This is a genomic window from Daejeonella oryzae DSM 19973 (genome assembly GCF_000422945.1).
Taxonomy (GTDB): domain Bacteria; phylum Bacteroidota; class Bacteroidia; order Sphingobacteriales; family Sphingobacteriaceae; genus Daejeonella; species Daejeonella oryzae.
This window is the reverse complement of the sequence record NZ_AUHA01000002.1, coordinates 1276490-1303038: the sequence shown is the minus strand read 5'-3', so window position 1 is coordinate 1303038 and position 26549 is coordinate 1276490. Positions and strand designations below refer to the sequence as shown.

General features: G+C 35.9%; 22 protein-coding genes. 18 read left to right on the top strand and 4 right to left on the bottom strand.

Annotation, left to right across the window (positions count from 1 at the left end; all coding sequences use genetic code 11):
* Positions 1 to 72 precede the first annotated feature (72 nt).
* Entirely contained in the window at positions 73 to 753 is a 681-nt protein-coding gene (locus G521_RS0106135) for an outer membrane beta-barrel protein (protein WP_026897762.1), read from the bottom strand.
* A gap of 904 nt (positions 754 to 1657) precedes the next feature.
* Here G521_RS0106135 and G521_RS0106125 point away from each other — a divergent pair.
* The 17 genes from G521_RS0106125 (at position 1658) to wecB (ending at position 20141) form a co-directional block, all read left to right on the top strand.
* Complete coding sequence (locus tag G521_RS0106125) at positions 1658 to 2458, top strand: polysaccharide biosynthesis/export family protein (protein ID WP_036678240.1); 801 nt, start codon at positions 1658 to 1660, stop codon at positions 2456 to 2458.
* Between the two features lie 301 nt (positions 2459 to 2759).
* The gene (locus G521_RS0106120; protein WP_026897759.1) at positions 2760 to 5111 is read left to right on the top strand and encodes a GumC family protein; all 2352 of its coding nucleotides are present in this window, start codon (positions 2760 to 2762) and stop codon (positions 5109 to 5111) included.
* A 1-nt stretch (position 5112) separates the two neighbouring features.
* Positions 5113 to 5535: a sugar 3,4-ketoisomerase gene (locus tag G521_RS0106115; RefSeq protein WP_026897758.1), complete on the top strand. Its 423-nt coding sequence runs from the start codon at positions 5113 to 5115 to the stop codon at positions 5533 to 5535.
* The gene (locus G521_RS0106110) at positions 5532 to 5930 is read left to right on the top strand and encodes a sugar 3,4-ketoisomerase (RefSeq protein ID WP_036678237.1); all 399 of its coding nucleotides are present in this window, start codon (positions 5532 to 5534) and stop codon (positions 5928 to 5930) included. The genes G521_RS0106115 and G521_RS0106110 overlap by 4 nt, the downstream gene beginning before the upstream one ends.
* Positions 5931 to 5933: 3 nt before the next feature.
* Positions 5934 to 6476: an acyltransferase gene (locus G521_RS0106105; RefSeq protein WP_026897756.1), complete on the top strand. Its 543-nt coding sequence runs from the start codon at positions 5934 to 5936 to the stop codon at positions 6474 to 6476.
* On the top strand, positions 6473 to 7570 hold the full coding sequence (locus tag G521_RS0106100) for a DegT/DnrJ/EryC1/StrS family aminotransferase (protein WP_026897755.1): 1098 nt from the start codon (positions 6473 to 6475) through the stop codon (positions 7568 to 7570). The genes G521_RS0106105 and G521_RS0106100 overlap by 4 nt, the downstream gene beginning before the upstream one ends.
* On the top strand, positions 7570 to 8157 hold the full coding sequence (locus G521_RS16610; RefSeq protein ID WP_051189514.1) for an acyltransferase: 588 nt from the start codon (positions 7570 to 7572) through the stop codon (positions 8155 to 8157). The genes G521_RS0106100 and G521_RS16610 overlap by 1 nt, the downstream gene beginning before the upstream one ends.
* Positions 8148 to 9401 (top strand): O-antigen translocase, encoded by a 1254-nt coding sequence (locus G521_RS0106090; protein ID WP_026897753.1) that lies wholly within the window; start codon positions 8148 to 8150, stop codon positions 9399 to 9401. Before G521_RS16610 ends, G521_RS0106090 begins: the two co-directional genes overlap by 10 nt.
* The gene (locus G521_RS17705) at positions 9394 to 10173 is read left to right on the top strand and encodes a glycosyltransferase family 2 protein (RefSeq protein ID WP_051189512.1); all 780 of its coding nucleotides are present in this window, start codon (positions 9394 to 9396) and stop codon (positions 10171 to 10173) included. The genes G521_RS0106090 and G521_RS17705 overlap by 8 nt, the downstream gene beginning before the upstream one ends.
* Positions 10170 to 11339, top strand: coding sequence for a polysaccharide pyruvyl transferase family protein (locus tag G521_RS0106080; protein WP_026897752.1), 1170 nt, complete (start codon positions 10170 to 10172; stop codon positions 11337 to 11339). The genes G521_RS17705 and G521_RS0106080 overlap by 4 nt, the downstream gene beginning before the upstream one ends.
* Positions 11340 to 11368: 29 nt before the next feature.
* On the top strand, positions 11369 to 12553 hold the full coding sequence (locus G521_RS0106075; protein WP_026897751.1) for an O-antigen ligase family protein: 1185 nt from the start codon (positions 11369 to 11371) through the stop codon (positions 12551 to 12553).
* Positions 12486 to 13598 (top strand): glycosyltransferase family 4 protein, encoded by a 1113-nt coding sequence (locus G521_RS0106070; protein WP_081675019.1) that lies wholly within the window; start codon positions 12486 to 12488, stop codon positions 13596 to 13598. Before G521_RS0106075 ends, G521_RS0106070 begins: the two co-directional genes overlap by 68 nt.
* Positions 13595 to 14920 carry a phenylacetate--CoA ligase family protein gene (locus G521_RS0106065; protein ID WP_026897749.1) on the top strand — a complete coding sequence of 442 codons (1326 nt, stop codon included), beginning with the start codon at positions 13595 to 13597 and terminating at the stop codon, positions 14918 to 14920. The genes G521_RS0106070 and G521_RS0106065 overlap by 4 nt, the downstream gene beginning before the upstream one ends.
* Positions 14921 to 14925: 5 nt before the next feature.
* A complete protein-coding gene (locus G521_RS0106060) occupies positions 14926 to 17079 on the top strand; it encodes a bi-domain-containing oxidoreductase (RefSeq protein WP_026897748.1) in 2154 nt (717 codons plus the stop codon).
* A complete protein-coding gene (locus G521_RS0106055) occupies positions 17072 to 18259 on the top strand; it encodes a beta-L-arabinofuranosidase domain-containing protein (RefSeq protein WP_026897747.1) in 1188 nt (395 codons plus the stop codon). Before G521_RS0106060 ends, G521_RS0106055 begins: the two co-directional genes overlap by 8 nt.
* A complete protein-coding gene (locus G521_RS0106050) occupies positions 18237 to 18977 on the top strand; it encodes a WecB/TagA/CpsF family glycosyltransferase (protein WP_026897746.1) in 741 nt (246 codons plus the stop codon). The genes G521_RS0106055 and G521_RS0106050 overlap by 23 nt, the downstream gene beginning before the upstream one ends.
* A 51-nt stretch (positions 18978 to 19028) precedes the next feature.
* Positions 19029 to 20141 (top strand): non-hydrolyzing UDP-N-acetylglucosamine 2-epimerase, encoded by a 1113-nt coding sequence (gene wecB, locus G521_RS0106045; protein WP_026897745.1) that lies wholly within the window; start codon positions 19029 to 19031, stop codon positions 20139 to 20141.
* A 121-nt stretch (positions 20142 to 20262) separates the two neighbouring features.
* On the opposite strand, the gene gmd is transcribed toward wecB, so the two are convergent.
* Positions 20263 to 21375 (bottom strand): GDP-mannose 4,6-dehydratase, encoded by a 1113-nt coding sequence (gmd, locus tag G521_RS0106040; RefSeq protein ID WP_026897744.1) that lies wholly within the window; start codon positions 21373 to 21375, stop codon positions 20263 to 20265.
* 366 nt (positions 21376 to 21741) lie between these two features.
* On the opposite strand from gmd, the gene G521_RS0106035 reads away from it, so the two are divergent.
* Entirely contained in the window at positions 21742 to 23139 is a 1398-nt protein-coding gene (locus G521_RS0106035; protein ID WP_026897743.1) for a UDP-glucose 6-dehydrogenase, read from the top strand.
* Between the two features lie 127 nt (positions 23140 to 23266).
* Here G521_RS0106035 and G521_RS0106030 read toward each other — a convergent pair whose 3' ends face one another.
* The gene (locus G521_RS0106030; protein ID WP_026897742.1) at positions 23267 to 24655 is read right to left on the bottom strand and encodes an undecaprenyl-phosphate glucose phosphotransferase; all 1389 of its coding nucleotides are present in this window, start codon (positions 24653 to 24655) and stop codon (positions 23267 to 23269) included.
* A 167-nt stretch (positions 24656 to 24822) separates the two neighbouring features.
* Positions 24823 to 26511 carry a capsule assembly Wzi family protein gene (locus G521_RS16600; RefSeq protein WP_051189510.1) on the bottom strand — a complete coding sequence of 563 codons (1689 nt, stop codon included), beginning with the start codon at positions 26509 to 26511 and terminating at the stop codon, positions 24823 to 24825.
* Positions 26512 to 26549: the final 38 nt, after the last annotated feature.

Here is a 26549-nt window from a genome sequence, read left to right as displayed (position 1 = left end):
TTAAATCTTTCAGGATTTTTAATAGCCTTTCGGCTGTCAATAAATTTCCTGAAAGATCCCCGCTGAATGCGTTTATTTTTTGGCAGAAAACTGATATTTAACTCCTGCCGTAAAATTCCCAAAGGAATCTTTAGAGTTGTTGCCTGTTGGCGGATCATATCCATCCAGCATTTCGGTGAAAGCAAAGCTATGCTGATAATTCAGATTAAAGCTCAGGGGACTTTTTGTATAATAAAATCCTAAGAATTTAAAGTCTACACCAATATTTACAGGAACTGTAATGTCTGTTCCTTTGTAGGTAACTCCACCCTGATTATCAGGCGTCACATTATTTGGCTCTTTAATATTACTGGAAATCAATCCTAAGCCTGTTCCCATATATAAATTATACAGCATGTAATGCGCTACCTTTTCAGAAGGTTTTAAAAACTGTCCTAATGCTACGTTCACAGTTGAATTAAGGTAATTATACGTGTTATTAAAATTCTTGTAGTTTCTGTCCAATAATTTACGTGATAAATTACCATGACTAACCTCTGTTTTTATTCCTAAAAATGGGGTAACATAATAGTTAAGACCGGCCCCAAAAGTTATATTTAAATCTGAACCATCCACATCGGTAAAGGCCTGGTTACCACCCAGGTTTACAGAAGCTGAAAATCCTGGTTTATTAATTTGGGCACTCGCATTTGCAGCAAATAACAGAAATATAAGCAAATAGCATACACGGTTAATCTGAAAAATCTTATTCATTTTTTTGATAGAATTTATTGAGTTATGTATTAGGCTTTAATGACAATCACTTTAAAGTTTTGTTCTTTCACTTATAACTTTATTGAGCAAAATATAAAATTTAAACATACAGAATGAATGAAACAAATTCATATTTAAAGTATAGATTTTTTCAGGAGTAATTTTAAGATGTAAATTTTACCAACTCATCCATCTTAATTTGTAATCTGTCAAACATATACTTCTACAAAGTCCTGAGTGGTTGAGAAATATGCATCAATCGTAAATTCAGAAGCATTGAATAAATAATATTTTCTTTAAACGAAACTTTAAATTTATTTGAGCGTATTATTTAAAATTAAGGCAATATTATTTCCAGAAGAAAATCTTTGTGAAACCATTTTTATTTTCTTTAAAAATTATTAAAATAAATTTAATTAGAAATTATTTTTTGCTAACTTATAATTTCAAATCAGACCAAAAAATGAACAAAGCTCATAGCAATTCAACCGGAGAATTTTTAGCTGTAGGTATCAGCGTTTTGTTTGTTTTATTACTTTCCGGGCTTCTTTATCATTTTCTTCTGATTATTGTTTAGCCAAAAACAATCTGCTTTACTCCATTTGAGGTGAGTTAAATTTGCATGTGTTAGTCAAATGTATTTTAACACAACATATCATGATTCCATCTAACTTCAGCAAAGTTGCTTTACCTTATTCATGGGAAAACCATGATTAAATTAAAATAACTACAACCTTTTTAAACAATCTGCCGTATAGCAACCTGTTTACATGCAGATACATACAGAATCAATAAATCCTGATTCTCGTTCAGATAGCCCCTACCTTATTCTTTAACTGACTTTTAAACTAATTAGGCTGGGTTTAAGTATTTTACTTACCTTTGCCCTCCCAAAAAGTACTAAATGATTCCAACAATTTTTAATTACAAATTACTTTTTATACTGTTAGCGGCCAGTATTTTAGGAACTTCCTGCGTCAGTCAGAAAGAAGTTACATACTTCCAGTCAGATTCATTGGCTGATCCGGCTTTATCAAATGTAATTACACCTTATATAGCTAAAATCCAGAAAGGTGATATTTTATCAGTAATGGTTAGCAGTTTAAGTCCTGAAGCCAGCGCTATGTTTAATCCGTATCAAAGCATGAATATAGGTGTACAAAACCAAAGTCAACAGGCTGCATTCGCTCCGGCAAATGGTTATCTAATTGATGAAGATGGCTCCTTAACCCTTCCTTTAATCGGTAAATTAAAAATTGCCGGCTTAAGTACTACAGAAGCTACCAGCCTTATTACACAAAACCTGGACAAATACCTGCAGCAGCCCACGGTTAATATCCGCATCTTAAACTTTAAGGTATCGGTTATGGGTGAGGTAAACCGCCCTTCAGTATATACAATTCCCAATGAAAAGATTACCCTGCCCGAAGCGTTGAGCTTAGCTGGCGACCTGACGATTTATGGTAAGCGTAATAATATAATGGTTATCCGCGAAAGCGAAGGTAAAAGAGAATTTGCCAGAATAGATATCAGTAAACGTGATTTTTTTACTTCCCCGTATTATTACCTTCATGCAAATGATGTAGTATATGTAGAACCTACAAAAGGGAGAATTACATCAAGCGATAGAGCTGTGCAACTTGCTCCGATCGTTCTAAGTGGTTTAAGTTTTATTACTCTCATCATTTTAAATGTGATTAGGTAAAGGCATGTCATCTAACATCATTGTCATCCCGATACATCTTGTTATCCCGAACTCAATCCGGGATCTCAAATACAGGACGATGAGCATTCTAACGAGAGATTGCGGGTCGAGCCCGCAATGACAGAAAAAAGAAGGTTCGCAATGACAGAAAAGAAAACCTGCAATGCCAGAGAAAAAGGTCCGCAAGAACAATAAAGTCTTATTAAATAAAAGGTTTCAAGTTGGTAAACAGCATGAACCACACTAATAAAAATACTAATTACTAAGTACTAAGTACTAAATACTAAATACTAATTTTTAAATGTCACAAACACCATCCGATCCATTTTTCTTTCAGCAGGAAGAAGAAACTGATTTTAACCTCAAGGAACTCCTTTTTAAATACCTGGCTTACTGGAAATGGTTTGTGGTCTCACTGGTAATAGCACTTCTTGCCGCATTTATCTATTTAAAATATCAAACCCCCGTTTATAATGTACAAACCAGCATCCTTATCAAGGATGAAAAGAAAGGTCTCGGACAGGATGATATGCTAAAGCAGCTGGATATGTTTTCGGCTAATAAGGTAGTGGATAATGAAATTGAAATTCTGAAATCTTTTACTTTAATGGAAAAAGTAGTAACTGCCCTGAATTTACAGGTAAGCTACTTTGCCAAACAAAATTTTAAGGACGAAGAGTTGTATGCTCGGAGTCCTGTAAAAATTCAATTTAAAGAAATAAATGATCTGGCTTTTGAAGAACCTTTAAAATTTAAGCTAATCAACAGCAAGATTGGAGAACTTAATGGTCAAAAAATCCCTTTAAACAGAGAGGTGAAAACTCCCTGGGGAACGCTTTCCATACAACTAACAGGTATAAATATTGGTGTGAAAGAGCTTTTTATTTATATATCGCCCGCGGAGGCAGTAACCGACAACCTGATCGCACGCATTCAGATACAACCAAGCAGCAAAATGTCATCCGTACTTTTATTGAGTATAGAAGACACCAAACCCAACCGTGCGAAAGATGTACTGAACAAACTGGTTGAAGTGTATAACATGGCCGGACTGGAAGATAAAAATGAGGTAGCTGCCAATACCCTGCGTTTTATTGAAGACCGCCTGGTTTTGATTTCCAAAGATCTGACCGATGTAGAGAAATCGGTAGAAGATTTTAAATCAAGGGAAGGTATAACCGATATAAGCGCTGAATCTGGTTTATTCCTGGAGAGTGTACAGGAGAATGACAACCAGTTGAGCCAAATCAAAATTCAGCAAAGTGTGTTGAATAATATCGATCAGTATGTACGCAACAAAGGCAATACCAGCGGTACGGTACCTGCTACTCTTGGCATCAGCGACCCTACCTTATTGGGCTTAATAAATTCTCTTTCTGAATTAGAATCCAAACGAGCACAGGCAATAACTATTGTAAAAGCAGATAACCCAATTGTGACCGCTTTAGATGATCAGATTAGCAGTATTAAAAGTAATTTAGGAGAAAACCTGCAAAGTCTGAGGAATAGTCTGGCTATAACCCGTCGGCAACTGGAAAGCCGCAACCAGCAGATGGAAGGCATGATCAGAACAGTACCCGGAAAAGAACGGGCACTGGTAGATATTACCCGCCAGCAGGGAATTAAAAATAATCTTTACGTGTTTCTTCTGCAAAAACGCGAAGAAACAGCGCTTTCTTATGCCTCAGCTGTTTCCGACAGTCGTACAGTAGATAAAGCCCGTGGTAGCAATACGCCGGTGAAACCTGTTAAACGTAATATTTACTTATTATTTGCACTAATAGGCTTAGCTATTCCATTCGCAATTATTTATTTAATCGACCTTCTGAATGATAAAATAAAAAATAGAAAAGAAATAGAAAAAGCCACTAATGCACCTATTCTTGCAGATATCTCTTATGCTGACCATGAGGAAGCATTGGTAGTGAGTAAGTTGGGACGTACCGTAATGGCCGAACAAATTCGTGCTTTAAGAACCAATATTTCCTTTTTAAATCCCGGTAAAGGGGTTCAAAGCATTTTGTTTACATCCAGCATGAGCGGTGAAGGGAAGTCATTTATTTCACTGAATCTGGGCGCCAGTCTGGCCATGACGGATAAAAAAACCGTTATTCTGGAACTGGATATGCGCAAACCTAAATTGCACAGTTCATTGGGAATGTCCAATCCTGCGGGATTAAGTAATTACCTGGTGGGTAGTTCGGAATTAAAAGATATCATCCGTCCGGTTCCGGGGCAGGAGAATTATTTCATCATCACCTGCGGCCCGATCCCTCCTAACCCGGCTGAACTTTTATTAAATGGTCGGTTACAGGAACTTTTCAGCGAGCTGCGGGCAGCTTTTGATTATATCATTATTGATGCACCTCCTGTAGGTATAGTAACTGATGCCCAGATTCTGGAACAACAGGCAGATGCAACCCTATTTGTATTGCGCCATGACTATACCCCGAAAGAACGATTGAAAATGGTTGATAACCTGTACCGTGAAAATAAATTTAAAAACCTCAGCTTGGTATTTAATGCCGTTAAAGAGGGTGGAAAATATGGGTACGGATATGGGTATGGATACGGTTATTATGAGCAGGAAAAGGAAAGTCCCAACCTGCTGACAAGTACTCTTAATGGATTTAAAAAAGAGAAAATAAAATAATATGACCCTTCAGGATGTTAAAATTATAGATCTCCCCAAAATCCTTGACCCCAGGGGAAACCTGTCATTTATTGAAGAGAATAAACATGTTCCCTTTAATATTGAACGTACTTACTGGATCTATGATGTTCCGGGTGGGGAAATAAGAGGTGGACACGCTTACAAGGAAAACTGCGAATTTATTATTGCCTTATCAGGAAGTTTCGACGTTGTACTGCATGACGGTATCAATGAACAGAAGTACTCTCTAAACAGGTCATATTACGGTTTATATGTCCCCAATATGTTATGGAGAAGTGTCGAAAATTTTTCGACTAATTCCCTGGCACTGGTTCTTTCATCAACCATTTATGATGAAAAAGATTACTTACGTGATTTTGAGAATTTCAGTCAATTAAAGAAAGAGGGAGTAAAAAAATCATGACAGTTTACGATTGCAGTATCATAAAGCTTCCCCAGATTAAAAACAGGGCAGGCAATATTACGCCTATAACCTCGAATATAGAATTGCCTTTTCATATTAAACGGGTTTTTTATTTATACGATATTCCGGGCGGAGAGTCACGTGGAGCTCATGCGCATAAAGAATGTCACCAATTCTTAATTGCAGCCAGTGGAAGTTTTGAAGTTTTGCTGGATGACGGTAAGACTCAGAGGATAGTTCAACTCAATCGTCCTTATTATGGTTTGCATATTCCTCCGGGAATATGGGCCTCCGAAATCAATTTTTCTTCGGGTTCGATATGCCTCGTAATGACTTCACATGGTTACAATGAGGATGATTATATAAGAAATTACGAAGAATTCTCAGAGAGATAAAAAATGAACATCCACCCGACCTCTGATGTACAAAGCCAGAATATTGGTGAAAGCACAACCATTTGGCAATATTGTGTTATTCTTTCCGGTGCAATTATCGGCAAAAATTGCAATATAAATTTTAATGTATTTATTGAAAATGATGTGCTTGTTGGGGATAATGTTACTATTAAATCCGGCGTGCAATTATGGGACGGACTTCGGATTGAAGATAATGTATTTATAGGTCCCAATGTTACCTTTACAAATGATCTTTTACCCCGTTCTAAAGTGTATCCTCAGAACTTTGAAAAGACATATCTTAAAAAAGGAAGTTCTATAGGGGCTAATTCAACAATTATTGCCGGAATCACCATCGGAGAATATTCATTGATTGGTGCCGGAAGTGTAGTTACTAAAGATATTCCTCCCTATTCCGTTTATTATGGAAATCCCGCAAAACACAGAGGTTATATAACAGCAGAAGGTATTTTGCTCGACAAATCTTTAAGGAGCAAAAAGGGAGATGAATATGTATTTGAAAATAACTTATTGGTAATTAAATGATAAAATTTTTAGACCTTCAAAAAATAACCCAGAAAAATGCAGATGAAATTAAAGCTGCTGTTAATAGGGTAATTGATTCAGGCTGGTATTTACTTGGTAGTGAAGTTAAGGAATTCGAGAAAAATTATTCATCCTTTTCCAAGGTAGATCACACAATAGGTGTTGCAAACGGCTTAGATGCACTGCGACTGATTTTTCGTGCTTATATAGAAATGGGAATCATGCAGGAAGGTGATGAAGTGATTGTCCCGGCTAATACCTATATAGCTTCAATACTGGCAATAACTGACAATAGGCTAATCCCCGTTTTGGTAGAACCGGACTTAACTACATATAATATTGATTCTGCTAAAATTGAAGAAGCGATAACTCCCAGGACAAAAGCAATTATGATTGTTCATTTATATGGGCAGTGCGCCTACAATGAAGATATTCAGCAGATTTGCAATAAGTATAGCTTAAAGTTAATTGAAGATAATGCCCAGGCGCAGGGAGCTACGTTTAATGGTAAACCTACTGGCTCATTAGGCGATGCATCCGGCACGAGTTTTTACCCTGGAAAAAATCTGGGAGCATTTGGAGATGCGGGTGCAGTTACTACTAATGATACTGAACTGTCAGCAGTAATTAGAGCTTTAGCAAATTATGGCTCTAACGTTAAGTATGTAAATAATTTTGTGGGTTTAAATAGCAGGCTTGACGAATTGCAGGCAGCTGTTTTATCAGTAAAATTGAAATATTTAAAAGAGTATACAAATTTCAGAAAACAAATAGCCAATAGATACCTCAAAGAAATTAAAAATTCAAAGATTATAATCCCTTCTGTAAATGACCAAGACGGGCACGTATGGCATTTATTTGTAATCAGGACTGATGATCGTTCAAAATTGCAGGAATATTTATTAAATAAAGGTATCCAAACCTTAATACACTACCCAATACCACCTCATAAACAAGAAGCATACAAGGACTTAAATCATCTTTCATTTCCTATTACTGAAAAAATTCACAACGAAGTTCTGAGTTTACCGATCAGTCCGGTTATGAGCAATGAAGAAGTTGGCAAAGTGATTGAAATGATCAATGAATATTAATGATATCAGCAAAAAAACTACATCTAAAAATAATTGAAAAAATAATTGGATATTCTTTTCAGCTTTTAAGAATAGCATTCTATAAGGTTGTTTCTAATATTTCAAGCCGTGGTGCAAATGTTTATCAACCCTTATTAATTGATGGACTTGGGAAAATAAAATTTGGAACTAAAGTTAAATTTGGTGTAATATATTCTCCATTTTATTACAGTGGCTATTCATATATAAACGTTAGAAATGTTACAAGTTGTGTAGAAATTGGTGACAATTGCCATTTTAATAATAACGCTACAATAATTTCAAATGGGGCTTCGATTGTATTTGGGAAAAACTGTTTAATAGGACATAGCTTTAGTGTGGTGGATTCGGATTTTCATGTGTTGAACAGGAAAAATAAATCAGAAGAGCTGCAAAACAAAGATGTCACAATCGGAAACAATGTTTTTATTGGAAACAACGTCAGTATTCTTAAAGGCGTTACTATAGGTAACAATTCAGTTATTGGAAGTAATTCTGTTGTAACTTCTAACATCGAATCAGATGTTATTGCTGCCGGCAATCCATGTAAATTTATAAAATGTCTATAAAAAAGGCTTCTGTAAATATTGCCGGTGCTTATGGTGTACGCATGCTGGCAGGTCTGCTGGTTAGCAAATTGATAGCAATTTATACCGGGCCTAACGGAGTAGCTATTCTGGGACAATTTCAAAACTTTATTAATCTTTTAAAACCGCTTTCTACTCTAGGTACAGGTAATGGAGTAGTGAGATTACTATCAGAAAAAAAAGAAGATGAAGAGTATGCCGGAAGAATAAAAAATTCGACTATAACTCTTGGAATAATTATCTCAATAAGTATATCTCTTCTGATTTTAATATTCGCTAAATATTTAAATCAATATTTATTTGATACGAGGGATTATGTTTGGCTATTGAGGTTGACATCTTTAAGTGTAATTTTCTTCAGCCTGAATGAATATTTCTACGCTTTTTTTAATGGATATGCAGATATAAAATCTTACACAAAAGTCAATATGCTGCAAAGCATAGACGTATTGGTATTGTCTGTTATTTTTATGTACTTTTTTAAATTGGATGGCGCATTATTGGTAGTAGTGGCAGGGCAAGTAATTCAATTAGCTGTTAATTATTTTGTTATCAGCAAAAAGAAGATCTTTAATTTCAAAGACTTTAAGCTCATTCTTGACAAAAAGATAACTAAAGTCTTGTTCTCTTTCTTTTTTATAACCCTTGCGAACGCGATTTCTGTTGCTGTCACGATGATCTTTATCAGATCTTATTTAATAAAACAGGTTGGAGAAGAATATACCGGTTACTGGCAGGCTGTATGGCGGATTTCTGAAGTTTACCTCGGTTTTATAACCATGTTTTTAAAAGTTTATTTATTCCCTCGGTTAAGCAGTAATCTAAAAAATAAGGATGCATACAACAAGGAACTCTTATCAGTACTTAAAGCTGTTATTCCGGTATCATTAGTCGCAATTAGTTCTACCTATTTTTTAAAAGATTATATCATTCAAATATTATTCTCCAAAGAGTTTTTGCCAGCCGCAAATTTTTTTACCTACCAACTTCTGGGTGATTTCTTTCAAATAACGAGTTGGGTTTTCGGTTATCATATGTTAGCACGTACAATGACTAAACTGGTTGTAATTTCTGCTGTAGTAAGCAATGCAATATTTGCAATACTATCTTATTATTTAATTTCAATATTTTCAGTTGAAGGTGTTACTATAGCTTATGCAATCAACTGTTTTATATATCTTTTATTTGTAATAACAGTATATATTAACACCAAAGACGATGAATAAAAAAGTATCTGTGATTATTCCAACCTATAATGGCGAAGTTTATATTCAGGATTGTTTAAATAGTGTTTTGAATCAAACTTATAAAAATATTGAAGTTATTGTTGTTGATGATGATTCGAAAGATAATACTCGTGAAATTATTCAGGCAAACTATTTAAATTTCGTCAAATTCGTTTCAAATAAAGTTAACCTTGGTCTTATAAAATCTGTAAATAATTGTTTTTCCCATTGCACTGGCGATTTCGTTATAGTTTTAGGTCAGGATGATATGATGATAAATGACAGGATTGAAAAACAAGTTCATTTCATGGAGCAAAATCCTGATGCCTTGGGATCATTTGGCAATTCTTATTATATTATTAACAACGAGAAAACTAATCGTAAAATAATTAACAAAGAAACTTTAAAATCATTTCTATTTAATTCATTTAACAACTCATTTTTTTTGTATTGCTGCAGAGTATGGTATAACTCTAATTCGGCCATATTCAAATTGGATGCTGTTGTTAAAGCAGGTGGATATTCTGAACATATGCGCAACTTCGGTGAGTCATTCTTATTTTTTAAACTGGGATTAATGGGTCCTGTTAGATATCAAAATGAAGTTTTGTCTTATTACCGAATACATGAAACAAATATTTTTGGAAGTAAGTCAAAAGCAGAAAAAAAACAAACCAGCGAAAAAATTTTTAGTCTTTTTTTCGAAAAAGAGGAATTCAAATACAAGCCTTTATACAAGTTTATTAACGCAATATTTTCAACATTAAAATGAAGTATTTACACATAGGAATTGAAAACACTTCGAATATTGGAGATGAGGCAATAACATTCTGTATAAGAGAAAATCTAAAAAATTACGGAGTTGAGTTTTTAACGCACTCTTTTAATTTTTGTGACTCAGGCACAAAGTTCAGTTCATCGTTTAAAACAGCACCGGTTTATTCCTTTCTAAAAAGAACCCGATTTATAAAAGCGCTTTATGATTTGTTCTTCATCCCTTTAAAAAATTACAAATCCATTTTAGCCTTTCTCACAAAAGTCAAGAAAGTTGATTGTGTATTAATTGGTGGAGGGAACCTGTTAATGGGATTAGATCTGGTATTTCCAATTCAGATATTTATATATACTGTTCTGAGCCGTTTATTAGGTAAAAAAGTACAAATTATCTTTGTTGGATATGGTCCGTTTAATAATAAGTTATCTAAGGCCTTAATTGACCGTTCTATAAAATTAAGCCATAAAGTGATATTCAGGGATTCTTTAACTTTTAAACAAAGTAAAGAATTTAATAATTCAGAAATCATTTGTGATCCTGTCCTATTTCTTTCTGACTTAAAACTTAAGGATACTATTGAAGTTAAACCAACATATGACATTGGAATTTCGGTCCTGGCATATTTAGACCCAAAAATATTTCCAGAAGGAAGTGAACATAACTATCAATTATTTATAAACAATTTTGTCGACTTTGTAAATCAGCTATCTATCAATAAATCCGTTCTGCTTTTTACAACCGATGAAAAAGCTGACGGAAGTACTCTTGCCACAATCTATTCAAAAATCGATCAGTCAAATGTAGATTTTCGCCTACCTAAAACTATTAATGAATTGATAGAGGTAACACAATCGTGCCGATTAATAACAAGTACCCGAATGCACTCAGCTATTTTTAGCCTATCGTATAATGTGCCGGTAGTAGCTTTATCCTGGCAAAAAAAGGTATCCGCGTTAATTCAGGATCTTGGATTAGCAACCTATCTTTTTGATATTAACGAAATAAATAGTGAGCAAGTTATTACAACTATTCGTGAGCTTTTGAATAACGAGCATGCTAATAAGGAATATTTAAAAATACTTCAACAAAGTAAATGTTTAAAAAAAGATACCTATGATAAATTTTTCCTTAATCTGAATAATTACAGCAATACAATAAGTTAAGGATTGACTTCTGTTATATATCAACTGCAATGAAAAAGGCATATAATATACTTTTCGGAATATTAATAATATTTATTCTCTATCCTAATATCGAGAGAATAGTTTTTATTAATGAAATATTTGTATTAATGGGCCTTATGCTTCTGGTAAGAAATTACAAGACATATTATAAAAAAACTGAAATAGCTTTAAATGCAATACTTTTCTATATTCTTTATGGCTTGATATATTCTCTGATCTCCTTTTTATTTCTCAAAGTAAGTACAAATTATGAATTTATAAGGACCTTACCCATATGGTATTCATCTTTCGCTTTCTTCCTGGGTATTGAATTTATCAATAGAATTGATTTTAAAAAATGGTTTGGAGGCTTAAGAGCTAACATTTTTTTGATTGCCTTAACATTTATAGCTCCAGGCCGATTAACCAACCAGATTTTATTACCTATATCTTTAGTTAATTCTAAAACCGCAAAATATTTCTTACTAATCTCAACCCTGTTTTTTGTGTATAAAGGGGGGGCAACCTCCTATGTAAGTTTAGCAGTTCTGCTAGTCGTCTCAATTATAAAAAATAAAAAATTTATGAGGTTTTTAACCTCCAAGTTTACGATAACAGTTATTCTGGCAGGATTTACTGCTCTTGTTTGGTATGTGCAAAAGACTTATGGTACTTTTCTTGTAAATAGTAATTACGAAGTATTTCAGAATATCGTAGATAACAATACAATCTGGAGATTTATGTTCTGGGTGTATGAATTTAAAATCAATATATATAATAATCCAATATTCGGAATAGGATTTGGAACTCCGCTTTTCGATTTAAGTAGAATACCTCTATTTATCACTTCAGATGATGGATCCAGAATGACTCCATATACTTTAGGAACTCATAATTCACTCATATTTATCCTGGTAAGATTAGGAATTGTAGGACTTTTACCAATATTAATCCTATTTGGAAAGCTATTAAAAGATTATTTCTGGAATAAAAACTTTGGATTGCAAAACGTTTGTTTTAACATGTTTCTCTTTATTGGCGTTGCAATGTTGTTCAATGTAATAATGGAATCTCCGGTTTACGGTGGAATTTTTTGGGTAGTTACCGGAATGTTTTATCAAAGTCTCCAGATTAAAAAGAAAATTTATGCAAAAAGAAAAAATATTATGCCTTCTGCACATGCCACCACCATTGCACGGAGTGAGTTATGTTAATAGTTTAGTGATTAAGAATACTAAAAGCGAAATTTTTCAACTACACCTTTTGCCGATAAACTATTCAACTGAAATTACCCAAATTGGGTCCTTTTCTTTCACAAAATTAATTTCATTCTTTTCTCTGGTTTATAATTTTATTTCTAAAATACTAATAGAAAGACCTAAAGCAATTTATTTTTCAATCACACCTTGCGGTAAAGGTTTTTATAGAGACTCAATTTTTGTTTTTATTTCAAAAGTTTTTAGATTGAAAATAATACTTCATATACATGGAATCGGAATAAATAGGGAAATAAATAGCAAATTAAAATTGCAATTTTACAAGCTTGTTTTTAAACATGTAAATGTAATTACCCTATCTAAATCTATTTGTTGGGATATTGAGAAAATTAAAAAAGTTGTTAAGAAGGTTTATGTAGTAAATAATGGTATTGAGATAAATTTGAATCACCAAGTCCAAAAGAATCACGAAGCATTTAATATTTTATGTCTTTCGACAATTACTCCACTAAAAAGACAGTTAGTTTTGTTAAAAGCGGTTAAACTTTTAAAGGATAAAGGCTATTCTAATGTTCATTGTCAGATTGCCGGGCAGATTAGTAATCAGAAGTATTATAATACTCTTATAGAATATTGCAATAAAAATGGAATTGAGAAGAATGTAAATTTTACAGGAGCAATTTGGGGGGACGAGAAAAATGAATTATTTAAGACATCAGACGTATTTGTATTTCCCACAGTTTGGGAATCGTTTGGTTTGGTAGTTTTAGAAGCTTTCAATTATAAATTACCTGTTATAGCAACAAACATTGGTTCGATACCCGAAATTATTGATGACGGGGTAAATGGATTTATTACTAACCCTGAAGATGCTAATGTTATATCAGAGAAATTGGAAATTCTAATTGTAGATCCTGAGAGAAGAAAATCAATGGGCGAAAAAGGTTATCTCAAATTAACTCAGAAGTTTTCTTTAGATAATTTCTCCAACCAACTCACATCTGTATTCGAACAAGTCTTAGATTTAGATTCCAGAAGATGAACATAACAAGCAAATTGAAATCTTTGGCCGAGAGAATTCCGCCGGAAGCAGGAATTTTGTTAAATACTATCCCGTTTAAATACAGATTGGGAACTGGTTATATAGAAAATTTTGAATTATGCAAAAAACTCTTGGTTTCAACCACTGAAGTTAAAGAAGAATTTATAATAAAAAATTTTAATCAGGTTTTCAAGCACTTCAAAACAACAAATAATTTTTATAAAAACTTTTTACCTGGCCGCTCATTCGAATCGGATACTATTACTTCAATTGATGATCTTAAAAAGGTTCCCATTCTTAATAAAAATTTATTAAAGGAATCACCAATTTTTGACAGAACTAATAAGGAATTTGCTTTAAAATTATATAATACGGGTGGCACCTCCGGTAGTCCTTTATCATTCTATTTAGAAAAAGGGGTTTTTTCACGAGAATGGGCTCATATGCACTTTATGTGGGGGAAAATTGGATACCATCCTGGAAAAACTAAAATTACAATCCGGGGAAAAAATTTAAGTCAATTATATAAATACAATTTCAACCAAAATGAATTTTTAATAAATTCTTATCATGCATTCAATGAAAATGACTACAAGGAAGTATTAAAAGTTTTTAAAAAATACAACACTGAATTTATTCATGGTTATCCAAGTTCCATTTATAATTTCCTGAAAGATGCATCTGAAAAAGCTCCCTTTCTAATTGACTTTTTAAAGAAAAATATTAAGGGAATTATGTTCGGTTCAGAATATCCTTCACCTCAGTACAGGAATTATATTGAAGATTTGCTAACTACAAACACAATTTCCTGGTATGGGCATACTGAAGCTGTAATATTAGCTGGAGAGTTAAATCAAAAATACGAATATACTCCCTTACTTTCTTATGGTTATGCAGAAGCCGTAAAAGTTGATGATATGTATCATTTAGTAGGAACATCTTTTAGGAACAAAGCAACACCGTTCATAAGGTATGATACAGAAGATTTGATAAATCCTAATTTCAATAATGCGGGATTTATGGATAGCTTTGAGATTAAAGAAGGAAGATTAGGAGAATTTGTAACCGACAAAGAAAATATTCGTATCTCTCTTACCGGACTAATATTCGGAAGGCATCATCCACTGTTTGATGTAGTTGACTTTATTCAGGTTAAACAGGAAAAAAAAGGTGAAATGATATTATTTTACTCGGGCTCTGACACTTTATTAAACCCATCTGATCTATTCGATTCAGCCAATGTCAATATAGATATATCATTCGTTCAGATAAAAGAACCATTTAAAACTCCTTTGGGTAAAATCCCACTTTTAGTAAAATAAAAAACATGAAGCAACTGATTCAAAATTTTAAAACCGGCGATTTATACGTTGACGAAATTCCCATGCCTTCTATCTCAAAAGGGATGGTTCTGGTTGAAAATGAATTCTCTCTCATAAGTGCCGGAACAGAACGAGGTACTGTTAAAGTAGCCCAGGCAAGTTTATTAGGTAAAGCAAAACAGCGCCCGGATCTGGTTGCTCAAGTAATGCAAAACATAAAAAAGGAAGGTTTATCAGCTACAATTGATAAAGTTAGAACCAAACTGGATTCACTAAAAGCCTTAGGTTACAGTACTTCGGGAACTGTTATATCTTCTTTGGACAGCAATAGTCTGTTCAAACCAGGTGACAGGGTCGCCTGTGCTGGCCAGGACTACGCCTCACATGCGGAAGTCGTTTCAATACCTCAAAACCTGGTTGTTAAAATACCTGAAAATGTTAGTTCTGAAGAGGCAGCATTTACTACCTTGGGTGCAATCGCCATGCAGGGTGTCCGTCAGGCTGAACCACGGCTAGGAGAAAAAATATGTGTCATTGGTTTGGGTTTACTGGGTCAGATCACTGCACAACTTTTGAAAGCCAACGGCTGCGCTGTTTTTGGAATCGACCTGAATGAAGGACTGGTAAAGCTGGCCAATGAAGGATCAGCAAACCAGGCATTAAACCGGAACGATCCCAACCTGATAGCCGCATGCGATAATTTCACAAATGGTCATGGATTTGATGCAATTATTATTACCGCCGCAGCACCATCCAATGACCCAATAGAACTTTCTGCTGAAATATCCCGGAAGAAAGGAAAAATCATAGTGGTTGGGGCAGTAAAAATGGATATTCCCCGTGACCCTCATTTCTTCCGGAAAGAGTTAGATCTCCGGATGTCCTGTTCATACGGACCGGGAAGATATGATACAGATTATGAAGACAACGGACATGATTATCCTTATGCTTACGTCAGATGGACAGAACAAAGAAATATGGAGGCTTTTCTTGATCTTCTTTCACGTAAAGCAATTGATATTAAACCTTTAATTACCCATGTTTTTGATATCACCGATGCTGAAAAGGCATACGACATTGTATTGGGTAAAACCATTGAACCTCACATTGGGATTCTACTAAAGTATAGCAACATAACCAACAATCGAAATACTATGGTGCAGGTTAAAAACTCGCCATTAGCTAATATCAATATAGGTTTTATAGGAGCTGGCAGCTTTGCCCAAAGTTATTTAATACCGAATGTCAAAGCCTGCGGGGCTTCATTAGATGGTGTGGTAACTTCTAAGGGAATAACCTCAAAAAATGTAGCGGATAAATTTAAATTCAACTTTTGTTCATCTGATTCAAAGGATATTGTTGACAATAAAACAATTAATACTGTTTTTATTGCCACACCTCATTCTTCGCATGCCGATTTGGTTATTAAGTCTTTAGAGGCTGGTAAATCAGTATTCGTTGAAAAACCTTTAGCCATGAACCCTGAGCAGCTTCAATCGGTTATTGAAGCCAAAAGCAAATTTAACCTGCCTTTACTGGTTGGCTTTAACAGGCGGTTTGCACCTATCTGTGAGTTTATAAAGAAAGAATTTAAGAATGCAACAGAGCCATTTGTAATAAACATACGGGTAAATGCAGGCTTCATACCCAAAGATCACTGGACTCAACAGCCGGAAGTAGGCGGTGGTCGGATAATCGGAGAAATGTGCCATTTTATTGATTTGATGCAATATTTTACCGAAGCGGAGCCGGTAAAGGTTTATGCTGAATCTATAAGTACGGGAAATGATAAGATCTCCCCTGAAGACAACATAGCCATTATTATTAAATTCAGTGATGGTTCAGTTGGAAATCTTACTTACCTATCTAACGGTGACAAAGCTATGCCTAAAGAAAACATTGAAGTATTTTGCGCCGGAAAAATAGGTGTAATAAATGACTTCAGAGATGGTATATTTTATAAAGATGGTAAAACAACCAAACTCAAATCTTCAGGCAAGGGACATAAAGAAGAAGTGAAGGCATTTATAGATGCAGTTCGGGACGGTAAAGAAAGTCCTATCAACTTCAGATCAATTTGTTTGACTACTATTACTACTTTTAAAATATTGGATAGTTTATATACAGGACTGCCTCAGGAGATTAGCTTAGATGTATAAAGAAATTCAACGTTCATTTAACAAACTTGAAGATTACTGTATCAAGAAAGAGTTTAAAGGGTATGATCCTTACGATGGCTTAAACAGTAGTTTATTCCAGTCCCTCCCCTTTATTTCCAAAAATCGCATAGCTAGGTTAATCTGGATTCAGGCATTTAAGCGATCGCCCTTGAATATGCGAGGCCTTACAGGAATTAAAGAAGATTACAATCCAAAAGCCTTAGGTTTATTTCTTTCTGGCTATTGCAACCTATATAAGAAGTCCCCGGATCCTGAATATCTTAATAAGATCGAATTCTTTGTTGCTAAACTTTTAGAACTGCAGAATAAAGATTGGAGTGGTTCATGCTGGGGATATAATTTTGACTGGCAGGCACGAGCTTTTTTTCAGCCTAAAAACACACCAACAGTAGTTGCTTCCACCTTTATTGCGAATGCGTTACTAGATGCATATGAAATAACCGGCAAAAAAAAGCTCCTTGAGACGGCCCGAAGCACCTGCGATTTTATCTTAAAAGATCTCAACCGCACTTATGACGATCAGGAGAATTTTTCCTTTTCATATTCTCCCCTGGATCAAAGCGTTGTATTTAATGCTTCATTACTTGGCAGTCGTATTTTATCAAGAGTATATAGTTTTACACAGGAAACTGAGCTAATTGAAGCCGCAAGGAAATCAGTTAAGTTCTGTTGTGATCATCAGCGAACAGATGGGTCCTGGGGTTATGGAACTTATGATTTTCATCAATGGGTGGATAATTTTCATACCGCCTATAATTTAGAATGCATAGCAGATTACATGAAGTATTCTGGAGACCGGTCCTTTGAACATCGGGTTAGTAAAGGTTTTGACTATTATATAAAAACGTTCTTTACTGAAGATGGAATTCCGAAGTATTATAATAATTCCGTTTATCCCATTGATATTCATGCCCCCGCTCAATTAGTTATCACACTCGCAAAGCTCAACAAATTTCAAGTTGATAAAAATCTTCTGGATAAAGTACTGAACTGGACTATCCAAAATATGCAGTCAAAAGAAGGTTATTTTTACTACCAGATAAATAAATATTTTTCTTCTAAAGTTCCGTACATGCGCTGGGCCCAGGCCTGGATGTTTTACGCATTATCCACTTATTTATTAAACAGCAATACCCATGAACAGAATAAATATTTGTAACATCCCTGTTGATGCATTAACAATGCAGCAAACCTTGGACCTGATTCACCAGTCCATTGCCGGAAAAAAACCTGTTCATCATGTGGTTGTAAATGCTGCTAAAATGGTGAATGCACAAAAAGATAGTGAATTAAGGGATTCTATTGTTAATTGCGATATTATCAATGCGGATGGACAGGCTGTTGTTTGGGCATCCCGTTTCTTAAATACGCCCCTGCCCGAGCGTGTAGCCGGCATAGATTTGATGGATAATTTAGTAATTTCTGCAGCTGCAAAAGGGTATAAGATATTTTTCCTCGGGGCTAAAGAGGAAGTGGTAAAGAAAGTAGTTGAAAAATATACCAGTAGCTTTGGTTCTGGTATCATCGCAGGTTACCGAAATGGGTACTTTAATAAGGATGAAGAAATTCAAATTGCAAAACAAATTGCTGATTCCCATGCAGACATTCTTTTTGTTGCTATGAGTTCGCCTAAAAAAGAGATTTTCCTGGATACATACAAACATTTGATTAAAACCTCCTTTATTATGGGTGTGGGTGGAAGTTTTGACGTAGTTTCAGGTATGGTTAAACGGGCACCAAAATGGATGCAGAAAGCCGGCTTAGAGTGGCTTTACAGAACCATGCAGGAACCTGGCAGAATGTGGAAACGATATTTGTATACCAATACCGGATTTATTTACCTGGTGATGAAAGAGAAATTTAAAAAGGTTTCCTAGTAAATAATACATTAAACAATCAGCGGATTTATCCGACAAGTAAATATACATATGAAAATTACCATTATTGCCGGGGCCCGTCCAAACTTCATGAAGATTGCCCCAATAATCGAAGCCATTCAGAAAGAGGCAAAAAAAGGGTCAGACATCAATTACCGTCTGGTACATACCGGTCAGCACTACGATAAAAAAATGAGCCATGATTTTTTTGAGCAGTTGGGCATACCTGAGCCGGATGCCAATCTGGGAGCCGGTGGCGGAACTCAGGCCGAACAAACTGCAAATATTATGGTTGGCTTTGAAAAAGAGTTGATCAAAAATCCGGCAGATCTGGTCTTAGTAGTTGGCGATGTGACTTCGACCATGGCCTGTTCCATTGTAGCCAAAAAATTAAATACCAAAGTAGCCCATGTAGAAGCCGGAATCCGGTCAGGTGATTTAAGTATGCCTGAAGAAATTAACCGTATGGTAACCGATGCCATAACTGATTATTTTTTCACAACCTCTGAAATAGCCAATACCAACCTTCGGAAAAATGGTGTAGATGAAGGCAGCATATTTTATGTAGGAAATACGATGATTGACACTCTTTTGAAACAGATGCCGAACTTTAAAAAACCACCGGTTTGGGATCAGGCAGATCTGAAGGACAAAGAATACCTGGTAATTACTCTCCACCGTCCCGCAAATGTAGACCAGGAACAGGATTTAAAAACGCTCATTGACGAGATTGTTGCTTTAAGCCGTGAATTACCCATCATCTTTCCAGTACATCCCCGAACAGCGCAAATGTTATCTAATATAGGTATCGAAGCACCCAACCTGCATATGATCGAACCTCTCAGCTATCTGGAATTTAATTATTTGGTAAAATATGCTAAAGCAGTTATTACTGATTCAGGGGGTATCACCGAAGAGACCACAGTAATGGGCGTTCCATGTATGACCCTAAGAAACAATACTGAACGACCTGAAACTATTACCACTGGGACGAATGAATTATTAGGTACAGATCCAAAAGCATTAAAACCATATATGGAAATTCTGTTTAATGGAGAATGGAAAAAGGGTGCTATACCTAAATTCTGGGATGGTAAAACAGCTGCCAAAATTGTTGAGCATTTAGTATATTTATTTATTAAGGACGCAAAAATTATTTCTTAATTCTCCTACACTAACATAAATCTGTTTTTTTATTCTATCTACTTATCTCAGTAAGTAATTAAAGAAGTAAAATAAGAAGTCCCGGTCAAGACCGGGACTTCTAAAATATAATTCTCAAGGATTATTCGTATTGATTCTTCACCTTATAACCTGCATCATGCAGTATTTTTTCTTTCACAAAATGTTCCATATCCGCATGCATCATTTCTTTAATTAGAGCAGCAAGATCATATTTTGGTTTCCAGCCAAGAAGGGTGTTTGATTTTGTAGGATCGCCTATCAGGAGATCTACTTCAGTAGGTCGGAAATAACGCGGATCAACTGCCACTACTTCTTTACCCGCTTCAAGCTGGTAATCAGGGTTGGAGCAGGAAACCACAGTAGCCCGCTCTTCAGCGCCTTCACCGTTAAATTCAAGTGTAATACCTGCTTCGGCGAAAGCCATACGAATAAAGTCACGAACAGTGGTAGTAACCCCGGTAGCAATTACATAATCTGTTGGCGTATCCTGCTGTAAAATCAGGTACATAGCCTCCACATAATCTTTAGCATGTCCCCAGTCGCGGCGGGCATCCAGATTTCCCAGGAAAAGTTTATCCTGTAATCCCAAGGCAATTTTTGAAGCTCCCCGGGTTATCTTACGGGTTACAAAGGTTTCGCCCCGCAGCGGACTCTCATGATTGAACAGAATCCCATTACAAGCATACATATTATAAGCTTCGCGATAATTGACCGTAATCCAATATGCATACATTTTAGCAACTGCATAAGGTGAACGCGGGTAGAAAGGTGTCGTTTCTGATTGCGGCACAGCCTGCACCAAACCATATAATTCGGAAGTTGAAGCCTGGTATATTTTTGTTTTTTTGGTTAAACCTAAAATACGGACAGCTTCCAGGATACGTAATGTTCCGATACCATCGGCATTGGCTGTATACTCAGGAGTTTCAAAGCTTACCTGAACATGACTCATGGCCCCCAAATTGTAAATCTCATCCGGCTGAATCTGTTGTACAATCCGGATAATATTAGTGGAATCACTAAGATCCCCATAATGTAAATGAAAACGAACATTTTCCTCATGAGGATCCTGATAGAGGTGATCGATGCGGTCTGTATTGAATAGAGAACTACGGCGTTTAATGCCGTGTACTTCGTATCCTTTTTTTAAGAGCAGATCTGCGAGATAAGCGCCATCCTGACCGGTAATTCCTGTTATAAGTGCTTTTTTCATATTTAAGTATTGTAATTACCTGTCGAGTGGCTTATTTTAAGAAATCTTTAATTCAGATTTTTTTTGGACTGGCAAATTATTAATTATTATCAATTCTTCTATTAAAAAAATCTTTAGATATGCTTATTCTTAAAGGGAAAAGGACTTTTATATAGTTATACCTGGAAAATTAAAATCCATTTCAGAATTTATGAATTAAGAGCAGACGGACTAAATATTGAGAAAGAAAAAATTCATTATGTTTGGCACAATTTTAATTGACTCTGCATATGAATTTAGAAAAAATCTATCTTCAGCAAATAATGGAAAGTAAATAATCAGAATCTGAGTAATCCGGATTCATGATCAAATTAAACATCTTATTACATGAAGAACATTCGCAACATATGTTGTATCGGAGCCGGCTACGTAGGCGGTCCAACTATGGCGGTTATTGCCAAACAATGTCCGGGTATTAAAGTTACTGTGGTCGATTTAAACGAAGCCCGTATTACCGCCTGGAATGATGAAGACAGCAACAATATTCCGATTTACGAACCGGGGTTAAGCGAAGTAGTTGCAGAAGCGAGGGGAAGAAATTTGTTTTTTTCTACGGATGTAGATAAAGCAATTGATGAGGCGGATATCATTTTCATATCTGTAAATACACCTACAAAAACTTATGGCGCCGGTAAAGGCATGGCCGCGGATTTAAAATTTATAGAACTTTGTGCCCGTCAGATATCAAGGGTTGCCAAATCAGATAAAATTATTGTTGAGAAATCAACCCTACCGGTACGGACCGCCGAAGCACTGCGTGATATTTTACACAATACCGGCAACGGCGTTAAATTCCAGATTCTTTCTAATCCGGAGTTTTTAGCAGAGGGAACTGCTGTATCAGATCTGTTAAATCCGGATCGTGTATTAATTGGCGGAGATTCAACAGAAGATGGTAAGGAAGCTGTAGAAGCACTGGTCAATATTTACGCCCAGTGGATTCCCCGTGAGCGGATACTTACTACCAATGTATGGTCCTCAGAACTATCAAAATTAGTAGCTAATGCATTTCTTGCCCAAAGAATATCATCTATTAACGCAATTTCTGAGCTTTGTGAAAAAACGGAAGCCGATGTAAATGAAGTTGCCAGAGCAATTGGTACCGACAGCCGCATTGGATCTAAGTTTTTAAAAGCCTCTGTTGGATTTGGAGGCTCCTGCTTTCAGAAAGATATTTTAAACCTTGTTTATATTTCCCGTTCTTTTGGCCTGAATGAAGTTGCAGATTACTGGGAACAGGTCATTATCATGAACGATCATCAGAAAAAGAGATTTGCTACTAATATTGTCCGCGACCTGTACAATACGGTTTCGGGTAAAAAAATAGCTTTTCTTGGCTGGGCCTTTAAGAAAGACACCAATGATACCCGTGAATCTGCAGGCATTTATGTTGCTGATGAACTGTTAAATGAGCAGGCTAATATTAATGTATATGATCCTAAAGTAAAAGATAAGCAGATTTATGCTGATCTTGACTATTTGAAAACTCGGGAACCTCAGGTAAACAGAGAAGTTTTAACTGTTTTCAACGATCCCTATGAAGCTTGCAAAGACACTCATGCGATTGCCATTTTGACCGAGTGGGATGAATTTAAAGAATATGACTGGCAACGCATCTATGATAATATGCTTAAACCAGCCAAGATATTCGATGGCCGGAATATTTTAGATGCCGAAAAATTACGTGCAATTGGATTTAAAGTAAAATCAATTGGAGTGAATTAAGATTCACCTAAAATTTAAAACCCTCCTGAAAAAATCAGGAGGGTTTTTTTATTGGTGAAAATTTACCCCCGTCAGTACGAGGAACCAAGCAATCTTTACCTGAGTCAGTGGACACTACGCCCAAACCTTAATATGCCTTCTGCTCTCCTTTAATAGTATTCCATACTGTAAGAAATATAATCTTTATATCAAAAATTAAGGACCAGTTTTCCAAATACCAAACATCGTGTTCAACACGGGCCAGCATCTCACGGGGATGACGGGTTTCGCCTCTGTGTCCATTTACCTGCGCCCAGCCGGTGATTCCGGCTTTTAGCAGATGTCTTACCAGATAACGGTCAACCAATTGAGCATATTCTTCAGTGTGTTTGATCATATGCGGCCTCGGGCCTACTATGGACATTTCTCCAAACAGTACATTTATAAACTGGGGAAATTCATCCAGATTACTTTTTCTTAAGAATTTTCCTACACGTGTTAATCTCGAATCATTTTTCTGTGCCTGTTTAGAATTTGCATCATCGTTTACCTGCATGCTCCTGAATTTAATGCATTTAAAGGGAATTTTATTTCTTCCGGTACGTAACTGCGTAAAAAACACGGGACCCTTTGACTCCAGTTTAATTAAAATTGCAATAATGGGAAACAGCCATGAACAGATAAAAACCAGCACCAGAATGCTGAAAACCGTATCAAATAAGCGTTTAACTACTCTCCAGTGAAATTCTTCAAGCGGTTCACGACGCAAGGTGATCATAGGCAATCCCTCGAACATACTGATACCGTATTTTGAAGAGAAATAATGAAAATAATCAGGTATAATACGTAATCTGACAGCTTCCTGCTGTGCTGCATTAATAATAGTTTTTAATCCTTTTGAAGCACTGTTAGGCAAAGCCACAACTATTTCATCTATATCCTCATACCTATTTAACACCTCCTCAACATCCTCAATTTTCCCTAAATACTGACCATTTAATGAGGCCTTATGTGTATCATCCAGAAATCCCACTACATGATATCCTAACTGAGGATTTTCATTTAAAGCTTTCCGGAAATTCATCCCTACGTTACCAGCTCCAATGATTAGGACCCTTCTTTTTTTAATCCGTTTATCTATTAAAAAAACAAGGACTTTTTTATAAAAAATCTTTTGAAGAGGTATAAGAACGCATAATAACAATATATACACCGCAACAAATCGTCTGCTGTATCCGGGTTGTTTAGCAAGGAAAAGGAATAGAGAAATAAATACTCCCTGAAAAGCAATATTTTTACCGATTTTAAACAGATCATTTATAAGGCCTCTGCGGGAAGCTTCTACGTAAAGATCATAATTCTTCGCAGTGAAGAACCAGCCCACCAGCAGGAAGCCCCATAGCAAAATATCAAGAGCTAAATAAACAGGCGAACCAGCAAGTTTAAATACTAATACGGTTAGAAAGAAACAAATACTGACAATAAACAGGTCGGCCCATAAAATTAGGGTATCGATCCGGTTATGAAATGAGGGCATAGGTGATGAGTTAATTAATTTTTCTAAATTCTGATTCCCCTATCAGAATTCTCAATTATTTTTACTTATACAATAATTCTGCAAAAGTATAAAAATCTGAACAGAATACGAATCCAATCATCTTACCTTACGAATTGTAAATGAGAAGGTTTCGTTAATATCTAAAATCAAAAGCGGTAAATAAAGCCCGCCGCCCCTGAAAAGTTAAAGACAGTTTTTCCCGGATCCCAGTAGGCCGGAGGGTTGGAGGGTATGGGATCATATTGGTGCTGGTAGTTGAAAGACCGTACTAAATCTGTCCGTGCATTCAGCATAAAATTTCCGAGGTTCCAGGTTCCCTGTAAGCCGGCCTTCAAATCCACCCAATGACTGCGGAGATCCTTTACTGCACCATAATGAAAATCATTATTATGAACGTAACGCTCTATAGTAAATCCAAGTGAATTTAACTGATTCACATAACTCACCTGTAAACTTTGAAGATTACTCCCTGGCCCGATTCCCGCACCCAAAACCTGTCCCTTATGGGTATAGCCGTGGCGTACTTGATAATGAGCATACCACAATTCTACAGGCCTTGTTTGTGAAGTATTTGTCAACTCCAGTTGTGTCATTTCCAAATTAACCATCACAGAATGATCTTTTGCCAGGGTTAAAGGAAAAAGCTTTCTTAGACCAAGGATATACGCTCTGGAATGTTCAGGTTCCAGGAATACATCCCGGAGATCATAAGAATGATCATTGCGCCCATATTCAAAATATATTTCTCCATGAGCTTCCGGCCAAACCCAGCGCATAAAAACTGAGGCAAGCTGATCTCTCTTTTTACTGTCTTCTAAAACTTCGCCCGTATTTTTCTTTTCAAATGCAGAGAGTAAGGGAAAGTAATCCGTAAATCCATTCCCCATGTCTTCACGATAAACCTGGAAACTGCGGGTCAGGCCAAGAAATAATCCCGGAACCCATTTAGGCTGATAACTTAATACCATACCGTTTAAATATCTCCAGCTCTCTGATTTGGGTTTATATATATTGGTGCCCAAATATGTTCTTTCTGATGAAGGAGGATTAAATCCGGATCCATCAAGCTTTCCGGCTATGATCTGCCCTTCAAAGGAACCTATAAAAGTTTTTACAGGTTTCCGGGTATTGAACGTAAGATGTTTGAATCCCGGAGCATTATTGCTCATCAGGAGAGAATTACGCATCCCGGGACCCCACCATAAATTTTCGGAAGATACGCCTGCGGATAAAGCGCCAAAATTTATCCGCACACTGCTTTGACCCCAAAATACTTTTTTATATGAATCCGGACCAAATTGCTCCGGCAGATCAATTTTATTTAGTACTATATTATAATAATCCGCCCACCTTTTATCGCTGAATTCGGTTGGAAAACCATCATAAGTTTTATTTGCAGCATAAACTGCTTCAGGCTGTAGCTGAATGCTTAAAGGGCCGTAAGATGCAAATACCCCTGCGCTGAATAGGGTCTGATAACCCTTTGATGGAATCATCGCACCATCATTGATACCTTCCGGATGATGCGTATTGATTTGCTGCTGCCAGTTTATCGGCAGTACTTGAAATTTTCCCAGCCCCTTCGCGAAGCGAAGAATCCCTCCCGAATTATTGCGACTTGCCGCGAGGCTACTATCGGGATCAAAAGCATTTCTTACACCTAAAGACTGGACAGGATAAAAAGGCTTTGAAACAAATGAAATAGAAGAATCTATTTGCCCCAATAACTGAGCTCTTCTATAAGCATCTTCCAATGCCGGAGTTCCAACAGGAAGAGATTGAGCAATTAAACAAAACGGAGAAAAAAATAATAAAACAAAAAGTATTCTGATCATTCGGCAGCGGCAGAAAATGTGAAAAATTAGACGCGGCG

Coding starts and splice junctions, on each gene's coding strand:
- G521_RS16600 (WP_051189510.1), bottom strand. CDS start 26,511: ATGATCAGAATACTTTTTGTTTTATTATTTTTTTCTCCGTTTTGTTTA.
- G521_RS0106060 (WP_026897748.1), top strand. CDS start 14,926: ATGAAGCAACTGATTCAAAATTTTAAAACCGGCGATTTATACGTTGAC.
- G521_RS0106120 (WP_026897759.1), top strand. CDS start 2,760: ATGTCACAAACACCATCCGATCCATTTTTCTTTCAGCAGGAAGAAGAA.
- G521_RS0106030 (WP_026897742.1), bottom strand. CDS start 24,655: ATGCCCTCATTTCATAACCGGATCGATACCCTAATTTTATGGGCCGAC.
- G521_RS0106100 (WP_026897755.1), top strand. CDS start 6,473: ATGATAAAATTTTTAGACCTTCAAAAAATAACCCAGAAAAATGCAGAT.
- G521_RS0106080 (WP_026897752.1), top strand. CDS start 10,170: ATGAAGTATTTACACATAGGAATTGAAAACACTTCGAATATTGGAGAT.
- G521_RS16610 (WP_051189514.1), top strand. CDS start 7,570: ATGATATCAGCAAAAAAACTACATCTAAAAATAATTGAAAAAATAATT.
- G521_RS0106115 (WP_026897758.1), top strand. CDS start 5,113: ATGACCCTTCAGGATGTTAAAATTATAGATCTCCCCAAAATCCTTGAC.
- gmd (WP_026897744.1), bottom strand. CDS start 21,375: ATGAAAAAAGCACTTATAACAGGAATTACCGGTCAGGATGGCGCTTAT.
- G521_RS0106055 (WP_026897747.1), top strand. CDS start 17,072: ATGTATAAAGAAATTCAACGTTCATTTAACAAACTTGAAGATTACTGT.
- wecB (WP_026897745.1), top strand. CDS start 19,029: ATGAAAATTACCATTATTGCCGGGGCCCGTCCAAACTTCATGAAGATT.
- G521_RS0106075 (WP_026897751.1), top strand. CDS start 11,369: ATGAAAAAGGCATATAATATACTTTTCGGAATATTAATAATATTTATT.
- G521_RS0106105 (WP_026897756.1), top strand. CDS start 5,934: ATGAACATCCACCCGACCTCTGATGTACAAAGCCAGAATATTGGTGAA.
- G521_RS0106050 (WP_026897746.1), top strand. CDS start 18,237: ATGAACAGAATAAATATTTGTAACATCCCTGTTGATGCATTAACAATG.
- G521_RS0106090 (WP_026897753.1), top strand. CDS start 8,148: ATGTCTATAAAAAAGGCTTCTGTAAATATTGCCGGTGCTTATGGTGTA.
- G521_RS0106135 (WP_026897762.1), bottom strand. CDS start 753: ATGAATAAGATTTTTCAGATTAACCGTGTATGCTATTTGCTTATATTT.
- G521_RS0106125 (WP_036678240.1), top strand. CDS start 1,658: ATGATTCCAACAATTTTTAATTACAAATTACTTTTTATACTGTTAGCG.
- G521_RS0106070 (WP_081675019.1), top strand. CDS start 12,486: ATGCAAAAAGAAAAAATATTATGCCTTCTGCACATGCCACCACCATTG.
- G521_RS0106065 (WP_026897749.1), top strand. CDS start 13,595: ATGAACATAACAAGCAAATTGAAATCTTTGGCCGAGAGAATTCCGCCG.
- G521_RS17705 (WP_051189512.1), top strand. CDS start 9,394: ATGAATAAAAAAGTATCTGTGATTATTCCAACCTATAATGGCGAAGTT.
- G521_RS0106110 (WP_036678237.1), top strand. CDS start 5,532: ATGACAGTTTACGATTGCAGTATCATAAAGCTTCCCCAGATTAAAAAC.
- G521_RS0106035 (WP_026897743.1), top strand. CDS start 21,742: ATGAAGAACATTCGCAACATATGTTGTATCGGAGCCGGCTACGTAGGC.